At 64.3% G+C, this 22,002-nt stretch carries 22 protein-coding genes; 11 read left to right on the top strand and 11 right to left on the bottom strand.

Annotation, left to right across the window (positions count from 1 at the left end; translation table 11 throughout):
• Positions 1–5: 5 nt before the first annotated feature.
• The 8 genes from PD284_RS16225 (at position 6) to PD284_RS16190 (ending at position 7,565) form a co-directional block, all read left to right on the top strand.
• Positions 6–395, top strand: coding sequence for a hypothetical protein (locus tag PD284_RS16225; RefSeq protein WP_274629207.1), 390 nt, complete (start codon positions 6–8; stop codon positions 393–395).
• 111 nt (positions 396–506) lie between these two features.
• Positions 507–851: an ArsR/SmtB family transcription factor gene (locus tag PD284_RS16220; protein ID WP_274629206.1), complete on the top strand. Its 345-nt coding sequence runs from the start codon at positions 507–509 to the stop codon at positions 849–851.
• The gene (locus tag PD284_RS16215) at positions 835–1,320 is read left to right on the top strand and encodes an SRPBCC family protein (RefSeq protein ID WP_274629205.1); all 486 of its coding nucleotides are present in this window, start codon (positions 835–837) and stop codon (positions 1,318–1,320) included. Before PD284_RS16220 ends, PD284_RS16215 begins: the two co-directional genes overlap by 17 nt.
• A complete protein-coding gene (locus tag PD284_RS16210) occupies positions 1,317–1,976 on the top strand; it encodes a glutathione S-transferase family protein (RefSeq protein WP_274629204.1) in 660 nt (219 codons plus the stop codon). Before PD284_RS16215 ends, PD284_RS16210 begins: the two co-directional genes overlap by 4 nt.
• Before the next feature lie 267 nt (positions 1,977–2,243).
• Entirely contained in the window at positions 2,244–3,173 is a 930-nt protein-coding gene (locus tag PD284_RS16205) for a TIR domain-containing protein (RefSeq protein WP_274629203.1), read from the top strand.
• Between the two features lie 292 nt (positions 3,174–3,465).
• Positions 3,466–4,083, top strand: coding sequence for a 30S ribosomal protein S4 (gene rpsD / locus PD284_RS16200; protein ID WP_274629202.1), 618 nt, complete (start codon positions 3,466–3,468; stop codon positions 4,081–4,083).
• Positions 4,084–4,270: 187 nt separating this feature from the next.
• Positions 4,271–5,815, top strand: coding sequence for an alkaline phosphatase (locus tag PD284_RS16195; protein WP_274629201.1), 1,545 nt, complete (start codon positions 4,271–4,273; stop codon positions 5,813–5,815).
• Positions 5,816–5,936: 121 nt separating this feature from the next.
• Positions 5,937–7,565, top strand: a complete 1,629-nt coding sequence (locus PD284_RS16190; RefSeq protein WP_274629200.1) for a CTP synthase — start codon at positions 5,937–5,939, stop codon at positions 7,563–7,565.
• Between the two features lie 19 nt (positions 7,566–7,584).
• On the opposite strand, the gene PD284_RS16185 is transcribed toward PD284_RS16190, so the two are convergent.
• Both PD284_RS16185 and PD284_RS16180 read right to left on the bottom strand, forming a co-directional pair.
• Positions 7,585–7,941 (bottom strand): peptidoglycan-binding domain-containing protein, encoded by a 357-nt coding sequence (locus PD284_RS16185; RefSeq protein ID WP_274629199.1) that lies wholly within the window; start codon positions 7,939–7,941, stop codon positions 7,585–7,587.
• Positions 7,942–7,955: 14 nt separating this feature from the next.
• Complete coding sequence (locus PD284_RS16180; protein WP_274629198.1) at positions 7,956–8,993, bottom strand: hypothetical protein; 1,038 nt, start codon at positions 8,991–8,993, stop codon at positions 7,956–7,958.
• Positions 8,994–9,151: 158 nt separating this feature from the next.
• Here PD284_RS16180 and PD284_RS16175 point away from each other — a divergent pair, with 158 nt between their 5' ends.
• Positions 9,152–10,039, top strand: a complete 888-nt coding sequence (locus PD284_RS16175; protein WP_274629197.1) for a bifunctional helix-turn-helix transcriptional regulator/GNAT family N-acetyltransferase — start codon at positions 9,152–9,154, stop codon at positions 10,037–10,039.
• Between the two features lie 43 nt (positions 10,040–10,082).
• On the opposite strand, the gene PD284_RS16170 is transcribed toward PD284_RS16175, so the two are convergent.
• From PD284_RS16170 to topA, 5 genes are read right to left on the bottom strand one after another with little or no spacing between them, the layout of a single operon-like run.
• Entirely contained in the window at positions 10,083–11,264 is a 1,182-nt protein-coding gene (locus PD284_RS16170; protein WP_274629196.1) for an MFS transporter, read from the bottom strand.
• Positions 11,265–11,271: 7 nt separating this feature from the next.
• Positions 11,272–12,012 (bottom strand): NUDIX hydrolase, encoded by a 741-nt coding sequence (locus tag PD284_RS16165; protein ID WP_274630664.1) that lies wholly within the window; start codon positions 12,010–12,012, stop codon positions 11,272–11,274.
• Positions 12,013–12,041: 29 nt separating this feature from the next.
• A complete protein-coding gene (locus tag PD284_RS16160; protein WP_274629195.1) occupies positions 12,042–12,479 on the bottom strand; it encodes a DUF983 domain-containing protein in 438 nt (145 codons plus the stop codon).
• Positions 12,479–14,797, bottom strand: coding sequence for a ribonuclease R (gene rnr / locus PD284_RS16155; protein ID WP_411956222.1), 2,319 nt, complete (start codon positions 14,795–14,797; stop codon positions 12,479–12,481). Before rnr ends, PD284_RS16160 begins: the two co-directional genes overlap by 1 nt.
• Positions 14,798–14,803: 6 nt before the next feature.
• Positions 14,804–17,413, bottom strand: a complete 2,610-nt coding sequence (gene topA / locus PD284_RS16150) for a type I DNA topoisomerase (protein WP_274629194.1) — start codon at positions 17,411–17,413, stop codon at positions 14,804–14,806.
• A 78-nt stretch (positions 17,414–17,491) separates the two neighbouring features.
• On the opposite strand from topA, the gene PD284_RS16145 reads away from it, so the two are divergent.
• Together PD284_RS16145 and PD284_RS16140 are read left to right on the top strand one after the other, a co-directional pair.
• Positions 17,492–17,677, top strand: coding sequence for a hypothetical protein (locus PD284_RS16145; protein ID WP_274629193.1), 186 nt, complete (start codon positions 17,492–17,494; stop codon positions 17,675–17,677).
• Positions 17,678–17,718: 41 nt separating this feature from the next.
• On the top strand, positions 17,719–17,910 hold the full coding sequence (locus PD284_RS16140; RefSeq protein ID WP_274629192.1) for a hypothetical protein: 192 nt from the start codon (positions 17,719–17,721) through the stop codon (positions 17,908–17,910).
• Here the strand turns inward: PD284_RS16140 and dprA are convergent.
• From dprA to PD284_RS16120, 4 genes are read right to left on the bottom strand one after another with little or no spacing between them, the layout of a single operon-like run.
• Complete coding sequence (dprA, locus tag PD284_RS16135; protein WP_274629191.1) at positions 17,872–19,026, bottom strand: DNA-processing protein DprA; 1,155 nt, start codon at positions 19,024–19,026, stop codon at positions 17,872–17,874. The genes PD284_RS16140 and dprA overlap by 39 nt on opposite strands.
• On the bottom strand, positions 19,027–19,635 hold the full coding sequence (gene plsY / locus PD284_RS16130) for a glycerol-3-phosphate 1-O-acyltransferase PlsY (protein WP_274629190.1): 609 nt from the start codon (positions 19,633–19,635) through the stop codon (positions 19,027–19,029).
• Entirely contained in the window at positions 19,635–20,933 is a 1,299-nt protein-coding gene (locus tag PD284_RS16125; protein ID WP_274629189.1) for a dihydroorotase, read from the bottom strand. The genes plsY and PD284_RS16125 overlap by 1 nt, the downstream gene beginning before the upstream one ends.
• On the bottom strand, positions 20,933–21,892 hold the full coding sequence (locus PD284_RS16120) for an aspartate carbamoyltransferase catalytic subunit (RefSeq protein WP_274629188.1): 960 nt from the start codon (positions 21,890–21,892) through the stop codon (positions 20,933–20,935). Before PD284_RS16120 ends, PD284_RS16125 begins: the two co-directional genes overlap by 1 nt.
• Positions 21,893–22,002 lie beyond the last annotated feature (110 nt).

Below are 22,002 nucleotides of genomic sequence, written 5' to 3'. Positions count from 1 at the left end.
CGACCATGCAGCTAAGCCTCTATCTCGCCAAGGTTCTGGGTGTTGCCCTTGTCATCATGGGCGCCGGCATCTTGTTGCGGCGGCGCTATTTCGTCCCCGTGTTCGGCGCCTACGGACGCGAGCGGCTGCTGCGGACGGTGATGTCGGTCATAGAACTGTTCGCCGGCCTGTTTCTCGTGTTTGGCCACAATGTCTGGTCGCCGACGCCCGCCGCCATCATTTCGCTGCTCGGCTGGATCGCCGTCATTGAAGGCGCGCTCTTCCTGCTGCTGCCTGACGACGCCATTGAGAGCGTCTTGGAAGCCGTCAATCGACCGCCGCTGTATCTGGGCGGCGGCGCAGTCGTCGTACTTGTCGGTGTATACCTAGCGGGTTTCGGCTTCGGCTGGTGGTGAGGACCCCGAACGTGGCGGAGACGACTGCTGGTCGCGTCCAAGCTGCCTGCTTGACGGCGGCATTTTCCTCCTGTATTTAGCAATGCAGTTAAATAACAAGCTGGTAAAATAATGCACGATGAGCTATCGTCGACGCTTTCGGCTCTCGCCGATCCGACCCGCCGGGCCATCCTGGCGCGGCTCTCCGAAGGCGAGGCGACGGTCAATGATCTGGCAAAACCCTTCGCCATCAGCCTGCCGGCGATTTCCCGGCATTTGAAGGTGCTCGAGGCCGCCGGGCTGATCTCCCGCGGCCGCGAGGCGCAATGGCGGCCGTGCCGGCTGGAACCGGAGGCGTTGAAGGCGGTCGACAACTGGCTCGAGAGCTACCGGCGTTTCTGGCAGGGCAGCTTCGACAAGATGGATGCCTACCTCGCGGAACTCACGAAAGGAGATGACGATGGACGCAAGCACTGATCGCAAGCAGTTGCGTGATGACGAGCTTTTGATCGAACGCACCTTCGATGCGCCCGTGTCGCTGGTTTTCCGAATCTGGGAGAGCCGCGACCACATGATGCGCTGGCTGGGACCGAAGGATTTTACCTGCACACATCTGGACCTCGATTTCCGCCCCAGCGGCAAGTGGCGCGCCTGTATTGCGAGCGAGCAATACGGGGAGAACTGGATGGGCGGCGAGTTCAAGGAGATCGAACGGGACAAGCGGATCGTCTACAGCTTTGCCTGGGACGGGACGCCCGCGGAACCGGGCATGGACACGCTGATCACCGTCACCTTCCGGGAAGCAGGCGGCAAGACCGTGCAGAGTTTCCACCAGACGCCGTTCAAGTCGGTCGAGTCCCGCGACAGCCATGTCAGCGGCTGGAACGAGTGCCTCGATCGCGAACAGGACTATGTCGAGAAGCTGGCGAAGGGAGAAGCCGCATGATTACGCTGACCGCGTTCAAGTGGGTGCCGCTGATGGCGCAGGGACTGGTGCGCGACCTGCGGGTCCGCTGGGCGCTGGAGGAAGCCGGGCTACCCTATGAGGTCCGCCTCATCGACACGGACGACCAGAAATCGGCAGCCTACCGAGCCATGCAGCCGTTCGGCCAGGTCCCGGTGTTGGAGGACAAGGGACTGGTCCTGTTCGAATCCGGCGCCATCGTGCTGCACATCGCCGGGAAAAGCGATATACTGATGCCGCGCGACGACGCGGGCAGGGCGCGGGTCGCGCAGAACGTCATTGCGGCGCTCAATTCGATCGAGCCTTTCGTCCAGGAACTCGCCGTCATCGACCTGTTCCATCCTGAGGAAGCCTGGGCCAAGGAGCGGCGTCCGCAGGCGGAGGCGTTTCTCCGTTCACGCCTGGACGATCTCGAAACCTGGCTGGACGACAAGCAGTATCTGGATGGCGGCTTCACCGCCGGCGACATCATGATGACGCATGTGCTGCGCATCCTGCGCCATACGGACCTGCTCGACAGCTACCCGAAACTGAAGGCCTACAAGGAGCGCTGTGAGGCGCGCCCGGCCTTCCAGCGTGCGTTGAAGGGGCAATTGGACGCCTTCGAGGCGCATGCGCCGGATCGTCAGGCGGCCTGAATTCGGGTGCGTCCAATCATGGCAGGCTGCTGTGGTCGAGAGCGGCAGTGAACATGCCGCGCTCGACCTTCCCGGCGGGACCGCTCTTTTGCATGCGGTCCCCTGCCAACTCGCCAAGCCGACCGATTTGCCGGGGGCAGCGTGACGGATTATGCATCCCGTCGCCTATCGAGCTGTCAGCCGAGTGAATTCAATGGTCATCCGGCCTCAGCTTGGTACAATCAAGTCGCGACGTGTTGGTCATCTGGGGTTTTGCTGGAGACGCCGATGGATAAGCCTCGGCTTTTTTTGGGTTCGTCCGGAAAACAGGAGAAGCTGCTACAGGCATTGACGCGTGGCCTCGGCGACATTGCGCGCGTCGAACCGTGGACGACATCCTTCAATCCCGGCACCTCCACGCTGGAGCGCCTGCTTGAACTCACCCAGGAGGTGGATTTCGCGGCGTTCGTCTTCGCCCAGGACGACTGGACGACGAGCACCCCAGCGGCTTCTGCCCAGCAAGGTCCGGGTCAGGCGTCGCCGCGCGACAATGTCGTGTTCGAGGCCGGGCTATTCGGCGGCGTCCTGGGGATGCGTCGAACCTTCATCCTCCACGCAAGCGGGGCAAAGCTTCCGAGCGACCTCCTTGGCCTCACATGCGTCCGCTATCCCGGCGAGATGACGCCGTCCGAGATGAAGGCGGTCAACCAGAAGATCCGCAAAGCAATCGAGAACGAGGGTCGCGTTGCGCGCATCGAAGGCTCATGGTGGCACTTTTCCTTGACGGAGCGCACCGCCAGGGAGCCCGATGCCGTCAGCCTTTTGAAGATCTCGCGCGATCGTACTGGCGCTCTCGATCTGACGGGTCGGGCGTGGCGAGAGGATGGACGTCTCTCTGCGCGATACTGGAGCGAGGCGGTCAGGGAGAGGGAAGGACCAGCAGGCGTCTTCTTCTATTGGAAGGGAGAGCGGCCCTTGGACCCGAACGCGCCGCAACTGGAGGGAGTAGGCGAGATTCGGCTGGAAACCGAGGACCGCGCAAACGGGTTCTTCACGATCCGTGCGGACTCGGAACCTCACATGACGACTCGGACGGCTGGCGTGTGGTGGCGCGCCCATCCAGACGACGTAGGCGTACTGGATGGTCGTGATGACCAGAAGCGAGTGGCGCTGATCGCACAACAGCTGGCGCATTGGAAAGCCTTCAGGAACGCCTGATCCTGTCCGCAGAGCTGCGAACGATGGCTCCCGGATATGTGTCCGCCAGCCAGACGGGGGCATTTGGGAGCTTCCGGGTGTCTCGCGCGCCGTTGACATCGGCGGCTGTTTCCCCTATCTCGCCGCCAACGCCGGGCCGTGAGGTCCGGTGTTGTCATTGACGTGTCCCGTGGATCTTTCCGCAAAGCGTGCGTGGAAGATCCTGTCAGGTCTCGGAAAAGGAGGCCAGAGGAGGGCGCGTTTCCTTCGCCCGGCCGCGAGGTCCGGGTTCGTATGATTGAAAGGGAATGCGATGAGCAAGCGCGAATCCGCAAAATACAAGATCGATCGCCGTCTCGGCGAAAATATCTGGGGCCGCCCGAAGTCCCCGGTCAACAAGCGCGAATACGGCCCGGGCCAGCACGGCCAGCGCCGCAAGGGCAAGATGTCGGACTTCGGTCTGCAGCTCCGCGCCAAGCAGAAGCTCAAGGGCTACTACGGCGACATTTCGGAGAAGCAGTTCCGCAAGACCTATGAGGAGGCGAACCGCCGCAAGGGCGACACGCCGGAGAGCCTGATCGGCCTCCTGGAGTCGCGCCTCGACGCCATCGTCTACCGCGCCAAGTTCGTGCCGACCATTTTCGCGGCCCGTCAGTTCGTCAACCACGGCCACGTCAACGTCAACGGCAAGCGGACCAACATCGGCTCGTATCGCTGCAAGCCCGGCGACGTGATCGAGGTTCGCGAGAAGTCGAAGCAGCTCGTCATGGTTCTTGAAGCCGTGCAACTCGCCGAGCGCGACGTGCCTGACTACATCGAGGCCGACCACAACAAGATGACCGCGACCTTCGCGCGCGTGCCGGCTCTGTCGGACGTGCCCTACGCGGTGCAGATGGAGCCGAACCTGGTCGTCGAGTTCTACTCGCGCTGATCTGCCACCCACGGCAGTACAAATCGGCCGCCTCCGGGCGGCCTTTTTCGTTTGCGGTTATCGCTGACGCCGATGGCGATCGCTCCGCCACCGTTTCGGCTTGCAATTGCCAGTCTTTCACTGTTGTATGAGATTGTTAGCAGGCTAATCTTTATTTGCGAAACGGGCCCGGTGGGGAGGAGAGCAAATGAGAATGCAGCGGAAGCATGCGGCGCACGCGCTGACAGCGCTGGCGTGGATGACGGCCGGCGTGGCGGGCGCCTTCGCCGAGGACGCCCGATTGATCCAGGGCGACGACCCCTACTACAAGCAGGCCGACGCAGCGCTCGGCGCTATCCTGAGACAGCAGAAAAACACCAACCGCGCCAAGAACGTGATTCTATTCGTCGGCGATGGCATGGGTTTCTCGACAGTCACCGCCACCCGCATCTTCGAGGGTCAGCAGCGCGGCGTCGATGGCGAATCGAATGTGCTGGCCTGGGAGGCGTTTCCTTATCTGGCCGCATCAAAGACCTATTCGGCGGACGCACAGATCACCGACTCGGCGCCGAGCGCCGTGGCGATGACCGCAGGGGTGAAGACCATCAACGATGTGATGGGACTGGACCACACGGCAAGGCTCGATTCCTGTGAGGATCAAAAGACCAAGCATGTGACCACTCTTTGGGAGATGGCCGAAACGATCGGCATGGCGACCGGTGCGATCACCACAGCGCGGGTGACGCATGCGACGCCCGGCGCCACCTACTCGCACATCGCCAATCGCGACTGGGAAGCCGACGCCAATATGCCCGCGGAAGCCTTGAGCGCTGGATGCACCGACATCGCGCGGCAACTGGTCGAGATGAAGTATGGCGACGGACTGGAGGTCGCGCTGGGAGGTGGTCGCGCCTACTTCCTGCCGGAAACCGCCCAGGACCCCGAGTACCCGGGCAACGAGAAGAAGAAGCCCAAGCGCAAGGACGGCAAGGACCTGACCAAGACCTGGCTCGACCGGTATGGCGAGAAGGGCGCCTATGTCTGGAACAAGGAGCAATTCGCCGCCATCGATTCGGCCAAGATCGACCATCTGCTTGGCTTGTTCGAACCGTCTCACATGCAATACGAGCATGATCGTGCCGGAGATGGGGCGGGCGAACCTTCGCTGGCGGAGATGTCGGAGAAGGCGATCGACATCCTGTCGCGCAATCCGGAAGGCTACGTGCTGCTGATCGAGGGTGGGCGCATCGACCACGCCAGCCATGAATCCAACGCCTACCGCACGCTGTCGGACGGGGTGGCGATGAACGAGGCCGTCAAGGCCGTGCTGGGCAAGGTGAACCTCGAAGAGACGCTGATCGTGGTGACCGGCGACCACAGCCACACGCTGACCATTTCCGGCTACGCCAAGCGAGGCAACCCGATCCTCGGCGTATCGGTGGGGGTCGACGACGAGCCGATCTACGGCAAGGACGGCAAGACATACACGACCATCGGTTTCGCGAACGGGCCGGGCGGCGCGGAAAAGCCGACCGAACGGCCGATGCTGACCTCCGAGGAAACCATGAAGCCCGATTTCGTGCAGCCTTCGCTGGTGCCCTTGGGCAGCGAGACGCATGGCGGGGAGGATCTCGGCATCTATGCGATCGGCCCCTGGGCGCATCTCTTCCAGGGCACGGTGGAGGAGAACTACACCTTCCACGTGATGAACTACGCCTCGAAGATCGGCGATCGGCTGGCAGCCAAGAAGTAGGCGCCTGCCGTTAGGGCATGCGAATAGCGGCGAGGTCGCTGTTCCCGCAGCCTTGGAAAAGCACTCGGATCGGTGTTTTCCGCTGGCGGAATCAACTCCGCGGCGTTAAGGACCGATTCCCATGGCGCGATATGTATTCATCACCGGCGGCGTGGTTTCCTCGCTTGGCAAAGGCATTGCAGCGGCGGCTCTTGGAGCCCTCCTGCAGGCGCGCGGTTACCGCGCGCGCATCAAGAAGCTGGATCCATACCTGAACGTGGACCCGGGCACGATGAGCCCGTACCAGCACGGCGAGGTGTTCGTCACCGACGACGGTGCGGAGACTGACCTCGACTTGGGGCACTACGAGCGCTTCACCGGCCGCTCCGCCAACCAGCAGGACAACATCACCACCGGCCGCATCTACAAGAACATCATCGAGCGCGAGCGCCGCGGCGACTATCTCGGCGCCACCGTGCAGGTGATCCCGCATGTCACCGACGAGATCAAGAATTTCGTCCTCGACGGCAACGAGGAGTACGACTTCGTGCTCTGCGAGATCGGCGGTACGGTGGGCGATATCGAGGCGATGCCGTTCCTCGAGGCAATCCGCCAGCTTGGCAACGACCTGCCGCGCAACAACGCCGTCTACGTGCATCTGACGCTGATGCCCTACATCCCGACGGCGGGCGAGCTGAAGACCAAGCCCACCCAGCATTCCGTCAAGGAACTGCGCTCGATCGGCATTGCGCCCGACATTCTGCTTGTGCGCGCCGACCGCGCCATTCCGAAGGAAGAGCGCAGGAAACTGTCCCTGTTCTGCAATGTGCGCGAGAGCGCCGTGATCCAGGCGCTCGACGTCGGCCACATCTACGATGTGCCGATGGCCTACCACAAGGAAGGCCTGGATTCGGAGGTGCTGGCCGCATTCGGCATTGATCCTGCGCCGAAGCCGAGGTTGGAGCGCTGGCAGGAAGTCGCGAGCCGCATTCACAACCCCGAAGGCGAGGTCACGATCGCCGTGGTCGGCAAGTACACCGGCCTCAAGGACGCCTACAAATCCCTGATCGAGGCGCTGTCGCATGGCGGTCTGGCGAACAAGGTCCGCGTAAAACTCGACTGGATCGAGAGCGAGATTTTCGAGAAGGAAGACCCGTCGCCCTTCCTCGAAAAGGTGCATGGCATCCTCGTGCCGGGCGGCTTCGGCGAGCGCGGGTCGGAGGGCAAGATTCTTGCGGCCAAGTTCGCGCGTGAGCGCAAGGTGCCTTACTTCGGCATCTGCTTCGGCATGCAGATGGCGTGCATCGAGGCGGCCCGGTCCCTGGCCGGCGTCGAGAACGCGTCATCGACGGAGTTTGGCCCGACCGATGAGCCGGTCGTCGGTCTGATGACCGAATGGCTGAAGGGCAACATGCTTGAGAAGCGCCGGGAAGCCGGCGACCTCGGCGGCACCATGCGGCTGGGCGCCTACGAAGCGCGGCTCGAGGGCGGGTCCAAGATCGCCGACATCTATGGCGGCACGGCCATCTCCGAGCGCCACCGTCACCGCTACGAAGTCAATATCGACTACAAGGAGCGGCTTGAGGCCTGCGGCCTGGTCTTCGCCGGCATGTCGCCTGACGGCGTGCTGCCCGAGACGGTCGAATATCAGGATCATCCGTGGTTCATCGGCGTGCAGTACCATCCGGAACTGAAGAGCCGGCCGTTCGAGCCGCACCCGCTGTTCGCCAGCTTCATCGAAGCGGCGGTGGAGCAGTCACGTCTGGTGTGACCGGGGCTGTCGCGCCGTCTCAGGCGCACAGGAACCCGCGCGGAGAACCCGGAGGGCGCGCCTCGGCGATGAGCAACTCGTCGTCGAGCGCCCTGATCGTCATCTTGCCGACGATTTCGTCCGCTGTCTGCTGATATGACGTGTTGATGATCTTGCGTGCGGTCTTGTAGGCGAGGACGGCTGCCGCCGTCGACGGGCCGTATGTCTCGGCAAGAAGCTCGTCCCTGTCGATTGCGGCGTCATCCAGAAAGATCAACGCCGCCTGGACCTTTGCCACGGCTTCGCCGGTCGTGCCCCTGGTCAGATGGGCGCTGTCCTGGACCAGGCACGCTTCGAGCCTTTCGTCGCCCGACAAGGTTTTGGACTGCAGCGGCATCGCATCGCCTTCCTTCAGATGTTCAGTTCGCGGAACTGGGGCCCGAGCAGATGGACGAGTTCGATCTGCGAGGCATTCAGCCGGTTCGACAGCAGGACGTTGTTGGGGAACATCATGTTGTGCGAATCCACCAACCGCAGGATCGGCGCGTCCTGGGGCAGGTTGTCGGGAATCTTTTCAGGGACGTGGCCGAGACCAAGGGAATGTCCGACTTCATGCGCGATCGTGTGGCGGAGCACGTCATCCTGTGTGTGGGGCGGGATGAAGATCATGCTGAACGTCCGCTGGTCGAAGGTTCGCCGGAATTTCACGGCGATCCCGTCGCGCAGCAGCCCCTGCGAGCGGACAGGCACGGGCGAGGCGAAGACAATGGCGTGGTGCTGATGAAAGAGCCCGGGAAAGCGCAGATCGAATGCATCGACGATCATCTGGATGTTGGCATTGTTCTCGACATCCAGAACGGCCCCCAGCGAGCCGGGCACGATCAGGGTGCGCGCAAAGTCCGAACTCGAATTGTGGCCGTCGACATTGGTCAGCGTGAAGTTCGCCTGGTCCAGCCAGATGGTGCTCACGTCCTCGAAATGGCGACCGAAACCCAGGCGGCGGCCGGTGTCGCGGTTGACGCGGTCGAACAGGTAGCAGACGGCGAACGTGCGGGTGTGATGCTCCTTGACTGATACCGCGAGGATGAGACGGGGAGTAGGCTCGAGGGCGCCTGAGGGCAGCCTTTCCCGCGCATCGAGGGCGGTCATCTCGATGCGCATGCCGGTCAGCGTTAACTCGATAAGCGAACGTTCCGGAAGCACGATGCGCTCCACCAGCTCGGCTGGGCCGGGTAGGGGAAACAGGCTGGGCACGCTCTGGCGCCGGATGCGAAAATTCGACATCCGCGCCACGCCGGCGGTCCGGAACGACAGTTCCGCCTTGTTCTCGAACGTTTCCACCATGATGTCGCGCGTGCCCTGCAACGGGACCATCTGATAGGGAACGTCCGGATCGAAGCCGTCGGTTGGCGCATCTCTGCTCACGATGGCCTTTATGATTCGAGCCATGAGCTGTTCCGAAGCGCCCCGGTTGCAAATTACCATTGACCGCGAGAGGCGAGAAGCCCGGTCGCCGTAGGGAGGTGGCCTGCGTGATCGGCCGTGTTCGCCCGGCATGACCGGTGAAGCGTCTTGCTGAGGCCGCTTTATCTGACTAAAGTCAGGTAATGGACGCAAGCTGGATCCAGGAAGTTCGCCGCTTCAACCGCATGGTCACGCAGCGGGTAGGCGCGCTGCAGGACAGCTACCTCAGCCAGGGGCGGCCGCTCGGTGAGGCGCGCCTGATCTACGAGATCGGCGCCACCGGCGCTGACATCCGCGACCTGCGCAGCAGGCTCTCCCTTGACTCGGGCTATCTCAGCAGGCTGCTGCGCTCGCTGGAAGGGCAGGGGTTGGTCCACGTCGAGAGCAGCCCAAGGGACGCGCGCGTCCGCCGAGCCATGCTGACGTCCGAGGGGCGGGCCGAATTCGACGCCTATGAGAGCCGCTCGGATGAGCTTGCGCTTTCGATCCTGAACCCGCTCGACGAGAGCCAGCGCCGGCGGCTGCTTTCGGCCATGGAGGAGGTACGGCGGCTGCTGCAGGTGGCGGCCATCGACATCGGCGTGGAGCCGCCGGGCAGCGCGGACGCGCGCTGGTGCCTCGCCGAATACTTTGCCGAGCTCGCCGCCCGCTTCGAGGAGGGTTTTGACCAGACGAAGGGCAACACGGTGTCGGAAGCGGAGATGACGCCGCCGGCGGGTTACTTCCTTGTCGCGCGCCGCGGCGCGGAGCCGGTCGGCTGCGCTGCCCTCCTGCGGCTGTCGGACGAGACAGCGGAGATCAAGCGGATGTGGACGTCGCCTGCCGCACGCGGCCAGGGCCTCGCGCGCCGGATGCTGCACAAGCTGGAGCAGATCGCACGCGAGGCAGGTTTCCGCCGGCTGTGCCTCGACACCAACCGAGCGCTCAAGGAAGCGCATGCGCTCTATCGCAGCGAGGGGTTTTCAGAAGTCGGCCGCTACAACGACAATCCCTACGCGGATTACTGGTTCGAGAAACGTCTGGCGGATTGACGCGGGCCGCGCCGAGCCTTCAGACGCTCCGGCTCCCGCGGGTTTACCTGGCGGCGACCAGGCGTCCGAGAGCCAGCACGATATAGGCGATGAAGAACGCGGCGAGAGAGCATGCGAAGCCCGCCGGCCCGAACATGTCCATGCCGAGGCCGACAGCCTGCGGGCCGACAAGCATCCCGAGGCCGTAGCAAAACACGAAGGCTGCGTTGGCGTTGGCGAGATCGCGGCCCGAAAGGCGCGAGCCGAGGTGAGCAAGGCCGATCGTGTACATGGCCGCCACCGCGCCGCCCCAGACGAACAGCAGCGTCGCCGTCGCATGCCAGTTGGACGTGACAGCCGGCAGAACCAGCATGCCTGCCAGCCCGAAAGCGGCGCAGCACATCAAGAGGTAGCGCCGGTCGCGCACGCGGTCGCTGATCATGCCGAGGGGAATCTGCAGAACGACGTTGCCGAGGCCTACCATGGAGAGCAGCATTGCCGCTTCCGCCTCGGAAAAGCCGATGCGCGTGCCGTAGACGGGAAACAGTGCGAACCCGCCTGTCTCCACGGCGCCGAAGACCAGCACCGCGGCCGTGGCCGTCGGCACGAGCCAAACGTAGGGGAGGAAGCCCGTCGCCTTCGCCCCGCCCTGCATGGGCGGACTGTCGCCCCACGCGGCAAGCACGGGCACTGCAGCCAGCATCACGATCACGAATGCGATGGCGAACGGCAGGAAGCCCTGGCTTCCGATCATTGCAAAAAGCCACGGGCCGAATGCGAATCCCAACGACAGCACCGTCGCATAGATGCCGAGCACAAGCCCGCGATGCTTGGGCGGCGCCGACATGCTGATCCAGAATTCGGAAAGGATGAAAAGCACGGTCAGCGAGACGTGGAGCAGAGCCCGCAGGGGAAACCACATCCAGAAGGCCGGGGCGAAATAGAAGCCTACAAAGGAAAGCGCTCCGACGACGATCATCGCCAGAATTGTCGGAACCACCCCGAATCGTGCCGCCAGCGGCGTCGCGATCGGAGCAGCTGCGATGGAGGCGATGCCGGCAATGGCGGTGTTCAGCCCGATCATCGTGGCCGAATAGCCGCGCTGTTCCAGGATAAAGCTCAGCAGGGGAACGCCGAGCCCGATGGCGATGCCGACCACGCTGATGGATGCGATTGCCGCCGAGATCGATAGCCAGCGTACGCGGTCCAGGGACTGGCCGCCCTGTTCTTCGATGGATACGGTCATGCGAGGGTTAGAGAATCTCGCGATGGAATCTGTTGTGGCGCATTCGATAGAACGGCGCCGCTCCGCCCGGGCTCAATTGCGGATCCTGGTCGAACCGCAGCATGAGGTCGTCCAGGATACTCGACGTGATGGTCGGCAGGTCCAGCTTCTTGGCCTCGGCGATGGGCAGCCAGACCAGTTCTTCGAGTTCGTCGGTAGGACCGCCGTCCGGCAGCGCCACGGCGACCTCGCTTCTCCACGCCGCAAGGAACCGGGTATCGAAGCGCCGGACGCGGCCGGGAGGCGTGATGGCGCGCGCAATGAAGCGCAGGCCTTCCAGTGAAGGCGTGACACCGTGCTCGACAAAGCCTTGCCAACCGGCATTTTGCCCGCTGAAGGGGCCCCTGCGGCCGATCAGCAGGCCGGCTTCCTCGTAGGTCTCACGGATGGCGGAGAGGGCGATGGCGCGCGCCCTGGTCGCCGTCGCCCGGACGCCACCGCCTGCGATGCGGGCTTCCTCGGCGGCATGCAGGGCCGTCGCGACGGGCACACGGCTGTCGGCAGCATCGGTGCGGCCGCCCGGAAAGACGAACTTGCCCGGCATGAAGGCGTGGCGGGCATGACGGCGGCCCATGAGCACGAGGACGTCGTTCCCGCAACGGTCGAGAAGTATCAATGTTGCGGCGTCTCGGGGCTTCAGCGGCCCCTTGCCCAGTGCAAAGTCACGTGACTCGGCCTGATCCAGGGCCGCACGCGTCATCCCAGCAATTGCAGGCGCTGACATCGAAGCGACCGCCTTCAAAGTTCTGGGTGGGGTTCGGCGAGTTCAGCTTCGCCTCCGAAGCCATGCATGTAGAGCGCCCACTGCAAGCCGACGACGCCGCCCTTGACAGGCCTGAGCATCGCCAGCGAGCCGATGACCGTCAAAGGCACCCAGATGGCGAGATGCTGCAGAAGCGAGAAGTGGGCCGTAGCGGCCTCGACGCCCATGAAGGCGCCGATGACGACATGGCCGACGATGACAAGGGTGAGGTAGGCCGGCAGGTCGTCGGCACGATGATGGTATATCTCCTCGCCGCAGGCCTCGCAGCGGTCGACCGTCTTCAGGAAGGAGCGGAAGAGCTTTCCCTCGCCGCAGTTCGGACAGCTGCAAAGCATGCCGCGCTTCATAGCCTGCCAAATGCTGCGGGCGGGGCGGCTGCTGTGACGTTCTCCGCCGAAAATCTGCTCTTCCATCATTGTCTCCTGCCGCGCGCGCGATCACGGCCCTGGGCTGCTCGCAGACGACCCTTGTGTCCGCGTGATTTCTCAAACGACCGCTTCGAGCCGGGCAATGGCTTGGGTTCGGTCAACATCTCGAAACGCATTGCGCCGGCCAACGGCGCCACCTCCACCAGCCGCACCTCGACGCTGTCGGCAAGTTGATAACCCTTGCGGGTACGTTCGCCGAAGAGCGCATGCGCGGCCTCGTCATAGATATAATAGTCGCCGTCGAGTGATGACACGGGGATGAAGCCATCTGCGCCAAAATGCGGCAGCTTCACGAAGAGGCCGGCCTTGGTGACGCCGGAGATGCGCGCCTCGAAGGTTTCGTCGACGCGCTCGGAAAGATAAGCCGCGACGAGGCGGTCGACCGTGTCACGCTCCGCCGCCATGGCGCGCCGCTCGCTGGCCGAAATGAGCGCCGACGTCTCTTCGAGCCGCGCCTCCTCCTCGCGCGTCAGGCCGTCGGGACCAAGCCCGAGCGCGCTGATCAGGGCGCGGTGAACGATCAGATCCGAATAACGGCGGATTGGCGACGTGAAATGGGCGTAGCGGCGCAGGTTCAGCCCGAAGTGCCCGATATTGTCCGGCGAGTACTCGGCCTGGCTCTGGGAGCGCAGAACGACTTCATTGACCAGCGATTCGTTGTCGCGCCCGCGCACGTTCTCCAGGATGGCATTGAATTGCGAGGGCCGCAGCTGTGGGCCGCGCGCCAGCGACATGCCGATCGTGGCCAGGAACTCGCGCAGGGTCTCCTGCTTGGCCAGCGACGGGCCGTCGTGGATGCGGTAGACTAGCCGCTGTCGCTTCTGCTCCAGCGTCTCGGCGGCGGCCACATTGGCCTGGATCATGAACTCTTCGATCAGCTTGTGGGCGTCGAGCCTGTCCGGCACGATGACACGGTCCACCGTCCCGTCGGGCTTGAGCAGAATCTTGCGCTCGGGAAGATCGAGTTCGAGGGGCTCGCGAGCATTGCGCCCTCGCTTCAGGATCGCATACGCGTCCCAAAGCGGCTTCAGCACAGAATCGAGGATTGGGCCGGTCTTGTCGTCGGGGGAACCGTCGATGGCTGCCTGTGCCTGGGGATAGGCGAGGCGAGCGGCCGATTTCATCATCACGCGGTGGAAGGAATGGCGGATCTTCCGTCCGTCCGCGGCGAAGGTCATCTTCACCGCCATCGCCGGGCGTTCGGCGTTCTCGCGCAGCGAGCAGAGATCGTTTGAGATACGCTCCGGCAGCATCGGTACGACGCGGTCGGGGAAATAGACGGAGTTGCCGCGCTTCAGCGCTTCCCTGTCGAGTGCCGACCCCGGGCGCACATAGGCGGCAACGTCGGCGATCGCCACCCATACGATGACGCCGTCGGGGTTCTTCTCATCCGGATCGGGCGCAGCATGGACAGCATCGTCATAGTCCTTCGCGTCGGCCGGATCGATGGTGATCAGGGGCAGCTCACGCCAGTCCTCCCGGCCCGCCATCGTTGCGGGCTTCATGCTTTCCGCTTCGTCGATGGCGCCCTGCGGAAAGATATGCGGGATGTCGTGGGCGTGAATTGCGATCATCGAGACCGCCTTCTCCGACGTCATGGAGCCCAGAACCGTGCGCACCTTGGCGCGAGGCAGGCCGTAGCGGCCGACCTTGACGGGCTCAGCCTCCACCAGATCGCCGGGCTTGGCGTCGCCGACGAACTCAGCGTCGATCATCAGCGCCGGCTGGCGGCGCTCCACCGGTTCCAGGCGGAAGGCGCCATTGTGGCCGGCGCGAAGGACGCCGAGAACCGCCTCCACGCGCCAATCCAGGACCTTCAGCACGCGGGCCGTGTAGGCGGGTCCCTCCGGCTCCTTCGCCCGAAACGTCTTGGCAAGCACCTTGTCCCCGATGCCGGGGGTGGGGCCCTTGGCGTCACGCGGGACCCGTACGGAGACGACAGGACTTTCGCCTTCCGCTTCGTCCCCCTCGGCCGGCCTTGCCAGAAGTCCGCCGTCTGCGTCGCGGCCGAAGATTTCCAGCACCGCCACAGCCGGCAGCGCGCCCGGTCTTGACAGGCGCTTGCGGCTCTTCTGCAGCAGGCCGTCGTCCTGAAGGTCGCGCAGCACGTCCTTCAGCCAGACACGGTCGCTTCCCTTGAGCCGGAAGGCCTTGGCGATTTCGCGCTTGCCTGCCTGATCGGGATTCTCGGTTATGTAGGCGAGAATCTGCTCGCGCGTCGGTCGATAGTCGGGTGCGTCGGCAGGAGCGACGCTGCTGCCGGTGGACCTGGACCTGTTTCGGCCGGAGATGCTGCGCGCCAACCCGAATCAGCCTTTCGCTTTGGCGCTTTTGGCCGCGGCCGGCTTCTTTGCGCCGCCGGTAGCCTTTTTCGCCCGCGCCGGCTTTTTGCCGCCGCCCTTCGCTTCTCGCTCGGCGATCAGCACGAGCGCCTCTTCCAGGGTCACCGACGCCGGATCCTTGTCCTTGGGCAGCGTGGCGTTCACCTTGCCGAAATTGACATAAGGGCCGTATCGCCCGTCGCGTACGGTGACGTTGCCGCCGCCGTCCGGATGGGCGCCCAGATCCTTCAACGCCGCCGGCGTGCCGCCGTTCCGTCCACCCTTGCCCTTGCTCTGCTTCTCCGCGATGACCGAGACGGCGCGGTTGATGCCGATCGAGAACACATCCTCGGGACTTTCCAGATTGGCGTATGTGCCATCATGGAGGACGAAGGGACCATAGCGGCCGATGCCGGCCGAGATCATCTTGCCGGACTCGGGATGCTTGCCGACGTCGCGCGGCAGGGACAGCAGCGCCAAAGCCTTCTCATGATCGATGCTGTCGGTCGTCCAGCCCTTCGGCAAACTGGCGCGCTTGGCCTCCTTGCCGTCGCCGCGCTGGACGTAGGGGCCGAAGCGGCCGCTGCGCAAAGTTATCTCTTCGGCGGTGTAGGGATCGTTGCCGAGCACCTTGGTGCCGTCCTCGCCGGACAAGGCCTCGCCGTTGCCGTTCACAGCGTCGCCGAGCTGGCGCGTGAAGCTGCATTCGGGGTAGTTGGAGCAGCCGACGAACGCGCCGAACTTGCCGAGCTTCAGCGACAGATTGCCGGAGCCGCATTTCGGGCAGATGCGCGGATTGGAGCCGTCTTCGCGCTCGGGGAAGACCAGCGGGGCAAGTTCCTCGTTCAGTGCGTCGAGAACTTCGGTGACGCGCAGATCCTTGATGTCGGCGATGGCTCGCGAGAAATCGCGCCAGAAATCGCGCAGCACGTCTTTGTAGGCAAGTTTGCCGTCCGAAATCTCGTCGAGCTTCTCCTCCAGAGACGCGGTGAAGTCGTACTCCACGTAATGCTGGAAGAAGCTCTCCATGAAGGCGGTGACCAGACGGCCCTTGGGCTGCGGCATCAGCTTGCGGTTCTCGATCTTGACGTAGTCGCGATCCTCGAGCGTCTTCAGGGTCGCGACATAGGTCGAAGGACGGCCGATGCCCAGTTCTTCCATCTTCTTGATGAAGGAGGCTTCGGAATACCTCGGCGGCGGCTCGGTGGAGTGCTGCGTCGCCACGACGCTCTCACGCTTCAGGCTCTCGCCGGAGCGGATGTCGGGCAGGCGCTTGTTCTCCTCGTCGTCCGCGTCATCTTCCTTCTGCTCGGTATAGGCAGCGATGAAGCCGTCGAAGCGGATCACCGACCCGACCGCGCGCAGACCGGCGGTGAGGCCGCCGTTGACAGCCTCGATCTCCACCGTCGTTCGCTCGATCTCGGCCGGCTGCATCTGGCTGGCGATCGCCCGCTTCCAGATCAGCTCATAGAGTCTCGCCTGGTCCGCATCGAGGTATTTCTTCATCTCCTGCGGCAGCCGAGAGAAATCAGTCGGACGGATGGCTTCGTGCGCCTCCTGGGCGTTCTTGGCCTTGGTGGTGTAGTGGCGCGGTTTCTCCGGCAGGTACTTTTCGCCGAACTCCCTGGCGATAGAGGTGCGCGCCTCGGCGATCGCCTCCGGCGCCATCTGCACGCCGTCGGTACGCATATAGGTGATCAGGCCGGTGGTCTCGCCGCCCACTTCCATGCCTTCATAGAGGCGCTGCGCCACTTGCATGGTGCGGCTGGCGGAAAAGCCGAGGCGCGAGGAGGCGGCCTGCTGCAGCGTCGAAGTGGTGAACGGCGGAGCCGGATTGCGCCGGGTCGGCTTCGCTTCCACCGACACTGCCTTGAAGGCCGCGCCTTCCAGCATTGTCCGAATGGCGTCGGCCTGATCCTTGCTCTTGATGTCGAGCTTCTGCAGCTTCTTGCCGTCATAGGCGGTGAGCCGCGCCTCGAAGCTCTCGCTGCGCGGCGTGCCCAGTACGGCGGCGATGTTCCAGTATTCCTCGCGCACGAAGCGCTCGATCTCCGCTTCGCGATCGCAGACGAAGCGTAGCGCGACCGACTGGACGCGGCCCGCCGACCGCGCGCCCGGCAGCTTTCGCCACAGGACAGGCGACAGCGTGAAACCGACTAGGTAATCCAGCGCTCGCCGGGCGAGGTAAGCGTCCACCAGGGGCGGATCGATCTCGCGCGGATTGGCGATGGCGTCGAGAACGGCCTGCTTGGTGATGGAATTGAAGGCCACCCGCTTGACCGGCTTGTCCTTGAGCGCGCGCTTCTGCTTCAGCACTTCCAGGACGTGCCATGCGATCGCTTCGCCCTCCCGGTCGGGGTCGGTGGCGAGAATGAGGCCATCGGCCTCCTTCACCGCCTTGGCGATGTCGGTTAGCCGCTTCGATGAGGGGCCATCGACCTCCCAGGACATGGCGAAGTCTTCGTCCGGCTTGACCGATCCGTCCTTGGCGGGGAGATCGCGGACATGGCCGAACGAGGCGAGAACCTTGTAGTTCCGCCCGAGATACTTGTTGATGCTCTTCACCTTGTTCGGTGACTCGACGACGACGACGTCCATTCTCTCTCACTGAAACAGGCGGTCAGATGACCGGCATTGCGAGGCATACGGTCCGCTCGCAGGAAAATCGTCCGTCACATGGCTGTGGTTTTCGAGGAGGTCAAGGGCGAGGGCGCAAAATCCGGCTCGGGCGACGTGTGCAACCTTGACGATGTAGTAAATGATGATACAACTTATGATTGGATTTATGCCAGCAAGCATGACGCGCGTTGGCCGCATGGCTTTGCCGGCAAAGGTGCCGGCCGGGCCTCCGCAACAGCGTGACATGCCAACCATGGACGGGAGAGATGTCTAGGTCTGGGCGCATGGCTGACAGTCGGTCGGAGACGCTCGACTATGTCCAGTCGATGCTCGGTCAGCTGCGTGGGCTCACCCAGGCCAATGGGCACGACATGCTGACATACCTGATTGACATGGCCTATGTGGAGGCCGGCGACATCCTGCGCGGGGAGCGGCCGTCAAGAATCAGGAAACAAAAGCGAAACAGCGCCGCCTGAGTGACGCTCCAGCCGACCCGCCAGATCAAGTTCCAGGAGAACCATCAGGACTTGGGCGGCATGCTGCCCGGTATGCTGGATCAGTTCGTCCACCGTGACCGGCGTCGGCCCCAAGGCCTCGATGATTGCGGCGCGGTCCCGATCGGCCGGGGCAGGCGCCGAGGCGAAATCTCCCTGATCGTCTGGTGGCTCATTGAGGCGGTCCGTCGACGGAGCGGGTTGCGGCAACAATGGCGCGATGTGCTCGAAGACGTCGAGGGCGCTCGTCACCAGAATGGCGCCGTCTTTCAGGAGCCCGTTTGTCCCCTCGGCGCGCGGATCGAGCGGTGAGCCGGGAACGGCGAAGACGATGCGCCCCATCTCGCCGGCGAGGCGGGCGCTGATCAGCGATCCCGACCGTCTGGCGGCCTCGACCACCACAAGGCCCAGCGAAAGGCCTGCGATGAGCCGGTTGCGTCGTGGAAAATCCTGCGCCCGCGGCTCCCAGCCGAACGGCATTTCCGAGACGATCGCCCCGCCGCGGGCGGCGATTTCGCCCAACAGGCCGGCGTTCTCGGGCGGGTAGGGGCGGTCGATGCCGCCGGCGACTGCGGCAATCGTACCCGAGTGCAGGGCCCCCTGGTGGGCGGCCGTGTCGATGCCTCGCGCCAATCCGGAAACGACGGCATAGCCTCCGCGGCCCAGATCCGCGGCGATCTGCCGGGCGAACTTGCATCCGGCGAGCGAAGCGTTGCGTGCGCCGACGATGGCGACCGGTGGAAGACGGAATACGGATGTCGCGCCCTTGACCGCGAGAATCGGCGGCGGTTGATCCATGCGCCTCAGCATCGGCGGATAATCCGGTTCGCCGATGGCGACGAACGCGGCGCCGCACGTCCGCGCCTGATCCAGCTCCGCCTCGGCATCGGCAATGGAGGGAATGCGAACCGGGCGGACTGCGCCGCCACGACGCATCAGTTCCGGCAACATCTCGATCGCCGCCTCTGCCGACCCGAATCGATTGATCAATTCGCGAAAACTGGCCGAACCGACGTTCGGCGTCCGGATGAGGCGAAGCCAGGCGAGGCGCTGCCGGTCGGAGAGGTGAAGGGCTCCGGCCTGCGGCGCGTCGTTCATCTATTTCGCCCCGATCTTGCCTTCGGTGCCGGCAAGCAGCCGCTCGATGTTCGCCCGGTGCTTCCAGACGATGAGCGCACTCATCACGGCAAGAGGGATGGCGACGGGTTCAGCGCCGAACAAGAACAGGAAGATGGGCGTGGTGATCGCCGCTATGAGACCGGCCAGCGACGAATAACGCGTGAGGAACGCGACGGCGAGCCAGACCACGGCGAAAGCGACAAATCCTTGCCAAGCCAACCCCAGCAACACGCCGAGATAGGTCGCGACCCCCTTGCCGCCCTTGAACGAGAGCCAAACGGGGAACAGATGACCGATGAACGCGCCAAACCCGGCGGCGATTGCGGCATACCCTCCCCATTGCGCAGCGATCCAGACCACGACCGCGCCTTTCAGCGCGTCGAGCAGGAGGGTCAGCGCCGCAAGCTCCTTCCGGCCCGTTCGCAGCACATTAGTGGCGCCGATGTTGCCGGATCCGATGCTACGGACATCCCCGAGGCCCGCAGCCCTGGTGATAAGCAAGCCGAACGGAATTGATCCGACCAGATAGCCGAGGATCAGGAACAGGACGAGCGCAAGCGCGCCGGCTTCGGCAGTCGTCCCCTCCATCAAGCTCCTCCACCTTCCTCGAACACTGTGCGGCCCGCCACCAGCGTTTGCAAGACCTTGCCCTGGAGGCGGGCGCCTTCGAAGCAGGTGTTCTTGGAGCGCGAGCGGATATCGGCTTCGCGCACGATCCACGGCGCATCCAGATCGACGATCGCTAGGTCGGCCGTCGAGCCGGGTGCGAGCGTGCCGCCCGGCAGACCAAAGATGCGAGCCGGCGCCGTCGAGAGAGCCTCAATCAGCCGCAGCAGAGGAACTTCGCCATTGTGATGGAGTCGCAGGGCAACGGCCAGCAGCGTCTCCAGGCCGATCGCGCCGTCCGCCGCATCGGCAAAGGGCAGGCGCTTGGTGTCGACGTCCTGGGGATCGTGCGAGGAGACGATGATGTCGACGACCCCGTCCCTCAGCGCTTCGACCATCGCCCGCCGGTCCTCCTCGGCGCGCAGCGGCGGGGAGAGCTTGAAGAAAGTGCGGTACTCGCCGACGTCGTTGTCATTGAGGGAAAGGTGGTTGATCGAGACGCCCGCGGTGACGTTCGCACCGTCCGACTTGGCCCGCGCGACCGCCTGTGCAGACATGTCGGTGGAGATCTTGGCCGCATGATAGGCGCCCCGGGTCAGCCGGGCGAGCAGAAGGTCGCGCTCGAGCGGAATGGCCTCGGCCTCGCGCGGAATGCCTGACAGCCCGAGCCAGCTGGCATAGAGCCCCTCGTTCATCACGCCCGAGGCGGCCAGATCCACGTCCTGCGTCTCATGCGCGATGACCGCGCCGAAATCGCGGGCGTAGGTGAGGGCGCGCCGCATGATCAGGGGGTTGGCGATCGTATGCCGCCCTTCGGTGAAGGTGACGGCGCCGGCCTCGCGCAAGAGGCCGAACTCGCTCATCTCGCGGCCTTCGAACCTCTTGGTGATGGCCGCGGCGGGATGCACGTTGACGCAGGCCGTCTCGCGAGCGGTCCTGAGCACGAACTCCACCAGGGCGACGTCGTCGATGACCGGGTTGGTGTCGGGCATCATCACCATCGACGTGACGCCGCCCGCGGCGGCGGCGACGCTCGCCGAGGCTAGCGTTTCGCGATGCTCTGCCCCTGGCTCGCCGACGAACACCCGTCCGTCGACGAGGCCCGGGATGATGGTCTTGCCGTGAAGGTTGACTATCTTCGCACCGGCAGGCGCGCCTTGGTTGATCGCCGACGCGCCGGCGGCCGCGATGGTGGCGCCATCCACGATGACCGCGCCGATCTCGTCGATGTTGCGCGAGGGGTCGACAACGCGCGCATGGGTGAAGACTGTAACGGACATCACACAGCGTCCCGGTTGCGGCGCGGATCGAGCAGGGCCTCCATCACGGCCATCCGCACGGCTACGCCCATCTCGACCTGTTCCTGGATCACGCTTTGCGGTCCGTCGGCAATTTCCGACGAAATCTCGACGCCTCTGTTCATGGGCCCCGGATGCATGACCAGGGCGTCCTCCTTGGCGACCCTCAGCTTTTTCGCATCGAGGCCGAAATAGCGGAAGTATTCGCGCGTGGACGGCACGAATGCGCCGCTCATGCGCTCGCGCTGCAGCCTCAGCATCATCACGACGTCGGCGCCCCTGAGGCCGTCAGCCATGCTGTGGGAAACTTCCACGCCCATCTCGGCGATGCCGCTGGGCAGCAGCGTCGATGGCGCAACCACACGAACACGCGCGCCCAACGCATTGAGAAGAATGATGTTCGAGCGAGCGACGCGGGAGTGGAGGATATCCCCGCATATGGCGATCGTCAGTCGGGAGATCGAACCCTTTGCGCGCCGGATCGTCAGCGCGTCGAGCAGCGCCTGGGTTGGGTGCTCGTGCGCGCCATCGCCCGCGTTGACGACCGAGCATCCCACCTTCTGCGCGAGCAGCGCGGCGGCCCCGGCCGACTGGTGGCGAATGATCAGGATATCCGGTCGCATGGCGTTGAGCGTCATGGCCGTGTCGATCAGCGTTTCGCCCTTCTTCACCGAAGAGCTGCCGACCGACATGTTCATGACGTCCGCGCCGAGGCGCTTTCCCGCGAGTTCGAATGACGATTGGGTCCGCGTCGACGCCTCGTAGAAGAGGTTGATCTGCGTGCGTCCGCGCAGCGTCGCCGTCTTCTTTTCCTGCTGACGAGAGATCGACACTGCGGCGTCGGCGCGGTCGAGCAGCAGCTCGATGTCGACGGGCGACATGTCGCGGATGCCAAGCAGGTGGCGGTGGGGGTAGAGCGGCAGGGATCTTGGCTCGGTCATCTCAAGCCGGTGCTATAGGCGGGGGGGCAGCCCGCTGCAAGCGGCGACCGGGGATAGTGGCGATTCTTACCGGGATTTTCGTCGCGACGGCGTGCAGCCATGGTTTATAA

The organism is Mesorhizobium shangrilense (genome assembly GCF_028826155.1).
Taxonomy (GTDB): domain Bacteria; phylum Pseudomonadota; class Alphaproteobacteria; order Rhizobiales; family Rhizobiaceae; genus Arvimicrobium; species Arvimicrobium flavum.
This window is presented reverse-complemented; position numbering and strand designations above follow the sequence as displayed.

Bases quoted from the DNA above. Each gene is read 5' to 3' on its own strand.
- PD284_RS16225 (WP_274629207.1), top strand. From the start codon at position 6: ATGCAGCTAAGCCTCTATCTCGCCAAGGTTCTGGGTGTTGCCCTTGTC.
- PD284_RS16220 (WP_274629206.1), top strand. From the start codon at position 507: ATGCACGATGAGCTATCGTCGACGCTTTCGGCTCTCGCCGATCCGACC.
- PD284_RS16215 (WP_274629205.1), top strand. From the start codon at position 835: ATGGACGCAAGCACTGATCGCAAGCAGTTGCGTGATGACGAGCTTTTG.
- PD284_RS16210 (WP_274629204.1), top strand. From the start codon at position 1,317: ATGATTACGCTGACCGCGTTCAAGTGGGTGCCGCTGATGGCGCAGGGA.
- PD284_RS16205 (WP_274629203.1), top strand. From the start codon at position 2,244: ATGGATAAGCCTCGGCTTTTTTTGGGTTCGTCCGGAAAACAGGAGAAG.
- rpsD (WP_274629202.1), top strand. From the start codon at position 3,466: ATGAGCAAGCGCGAATCCGCAAAATACAAGATCGATCGCCGTCTCGGC.
- PD284_RS16195 (WP_274629201.1), top strand. From the start codon at position 4,271: ATGAGAATGCAGCGGAAGCATGCGGCGCACGCGCTGACAGCGCTGGCG.
- PD284_RS16190 (WP_274629200.1), top strand. From the start codon at position 5,937: ATGGCGCGATATGTATTCATCACCGGCGGCGTGGTTTCCTCGCTTGGC.
- PD284_RS16185 (WP_274629199.1), bottom strand. From the start codon at position 7,941: ATGCCGCTGCAGTCCAAAACCTTGTCGGGCGACGAAAGGCTCGAAGCG.
- PD284_RS16180 (WP_274629198.1), bottom strand. From the start codon at position 8,993: ATGGCTCGAATCATAAAGGCCATCGTGAGCAGAGATGCGCCAACCGAC.
- PD284_RS16175 (WP_274629197.1), top strand. From the start codon at position 9,152: ATGGACGCAAGCTGGATCCAGGAAGTTCGCCGCTTCAACCGCATGGTC.
- PD284_RS16170 (WP_274629196.1), bottom strand. From the start codon at position 11,264: ATGACCGTATCCATCGAAGAACAGGGCGGCCAGTCCCTGGACCGCGTA.
- PD284_RS16160 (WP_274629195.1), bottom strand. From the start codon at position 12,479: ATGGAAGAGCAGATTTTCGGCGGAGAACGTCACAGCAGCCGCCCCGCC.
- topA (WP_274629194.1), bottom strand. From the start codon at position 17,413: ATGGACGTCGTCGTCGTCGAGTCACCGAACAAGGTGAAGAGCATCAAC.
- PD284_RS16145 (WP_274629193.1), top strand. From the start codon at position 17,492: ATGGCTGTGGTTTTCGAGGAGGTCAAGGGCGAGGGCGCAAAATCCGGC.
- PD284_RS16140 (WP_274629192.1), top strand. From the start codon at position 17,719: ATGGCTGACAGTCGGTCGGAGACGCTCGACTATGTCCAGTCGATGCTC.
- dprA (WP_274629191.1), bottom strand. From the start codon at position 19,026: ATGAACGACGCGCCGCAGGCCGGAGCCCTTCACCTCTCCGACCGGCAG.
- plsY (WP_274629190.1), bottom strand. From the start codon at position 19,635: ATGGAGGGGACGACTGCCGAAGCCGGCGCGCTTGCGCTCGTCCTGTTC.
- PD284_RS16125 (WP_274629189.1), bottom strand. From the start codon at position 20,933: ATGTCCGTTACAGTCTTCACCCATGCGCGCGTTGTCGACCCCTCGCGC.
- PD284_RS16120 (WP_274629188.1), bottom strand. From the start codon at position 21,892: ATGACCGAGCCAAGATCCCTGCCGCTCTACCCCCACCGCCACCTGCTT.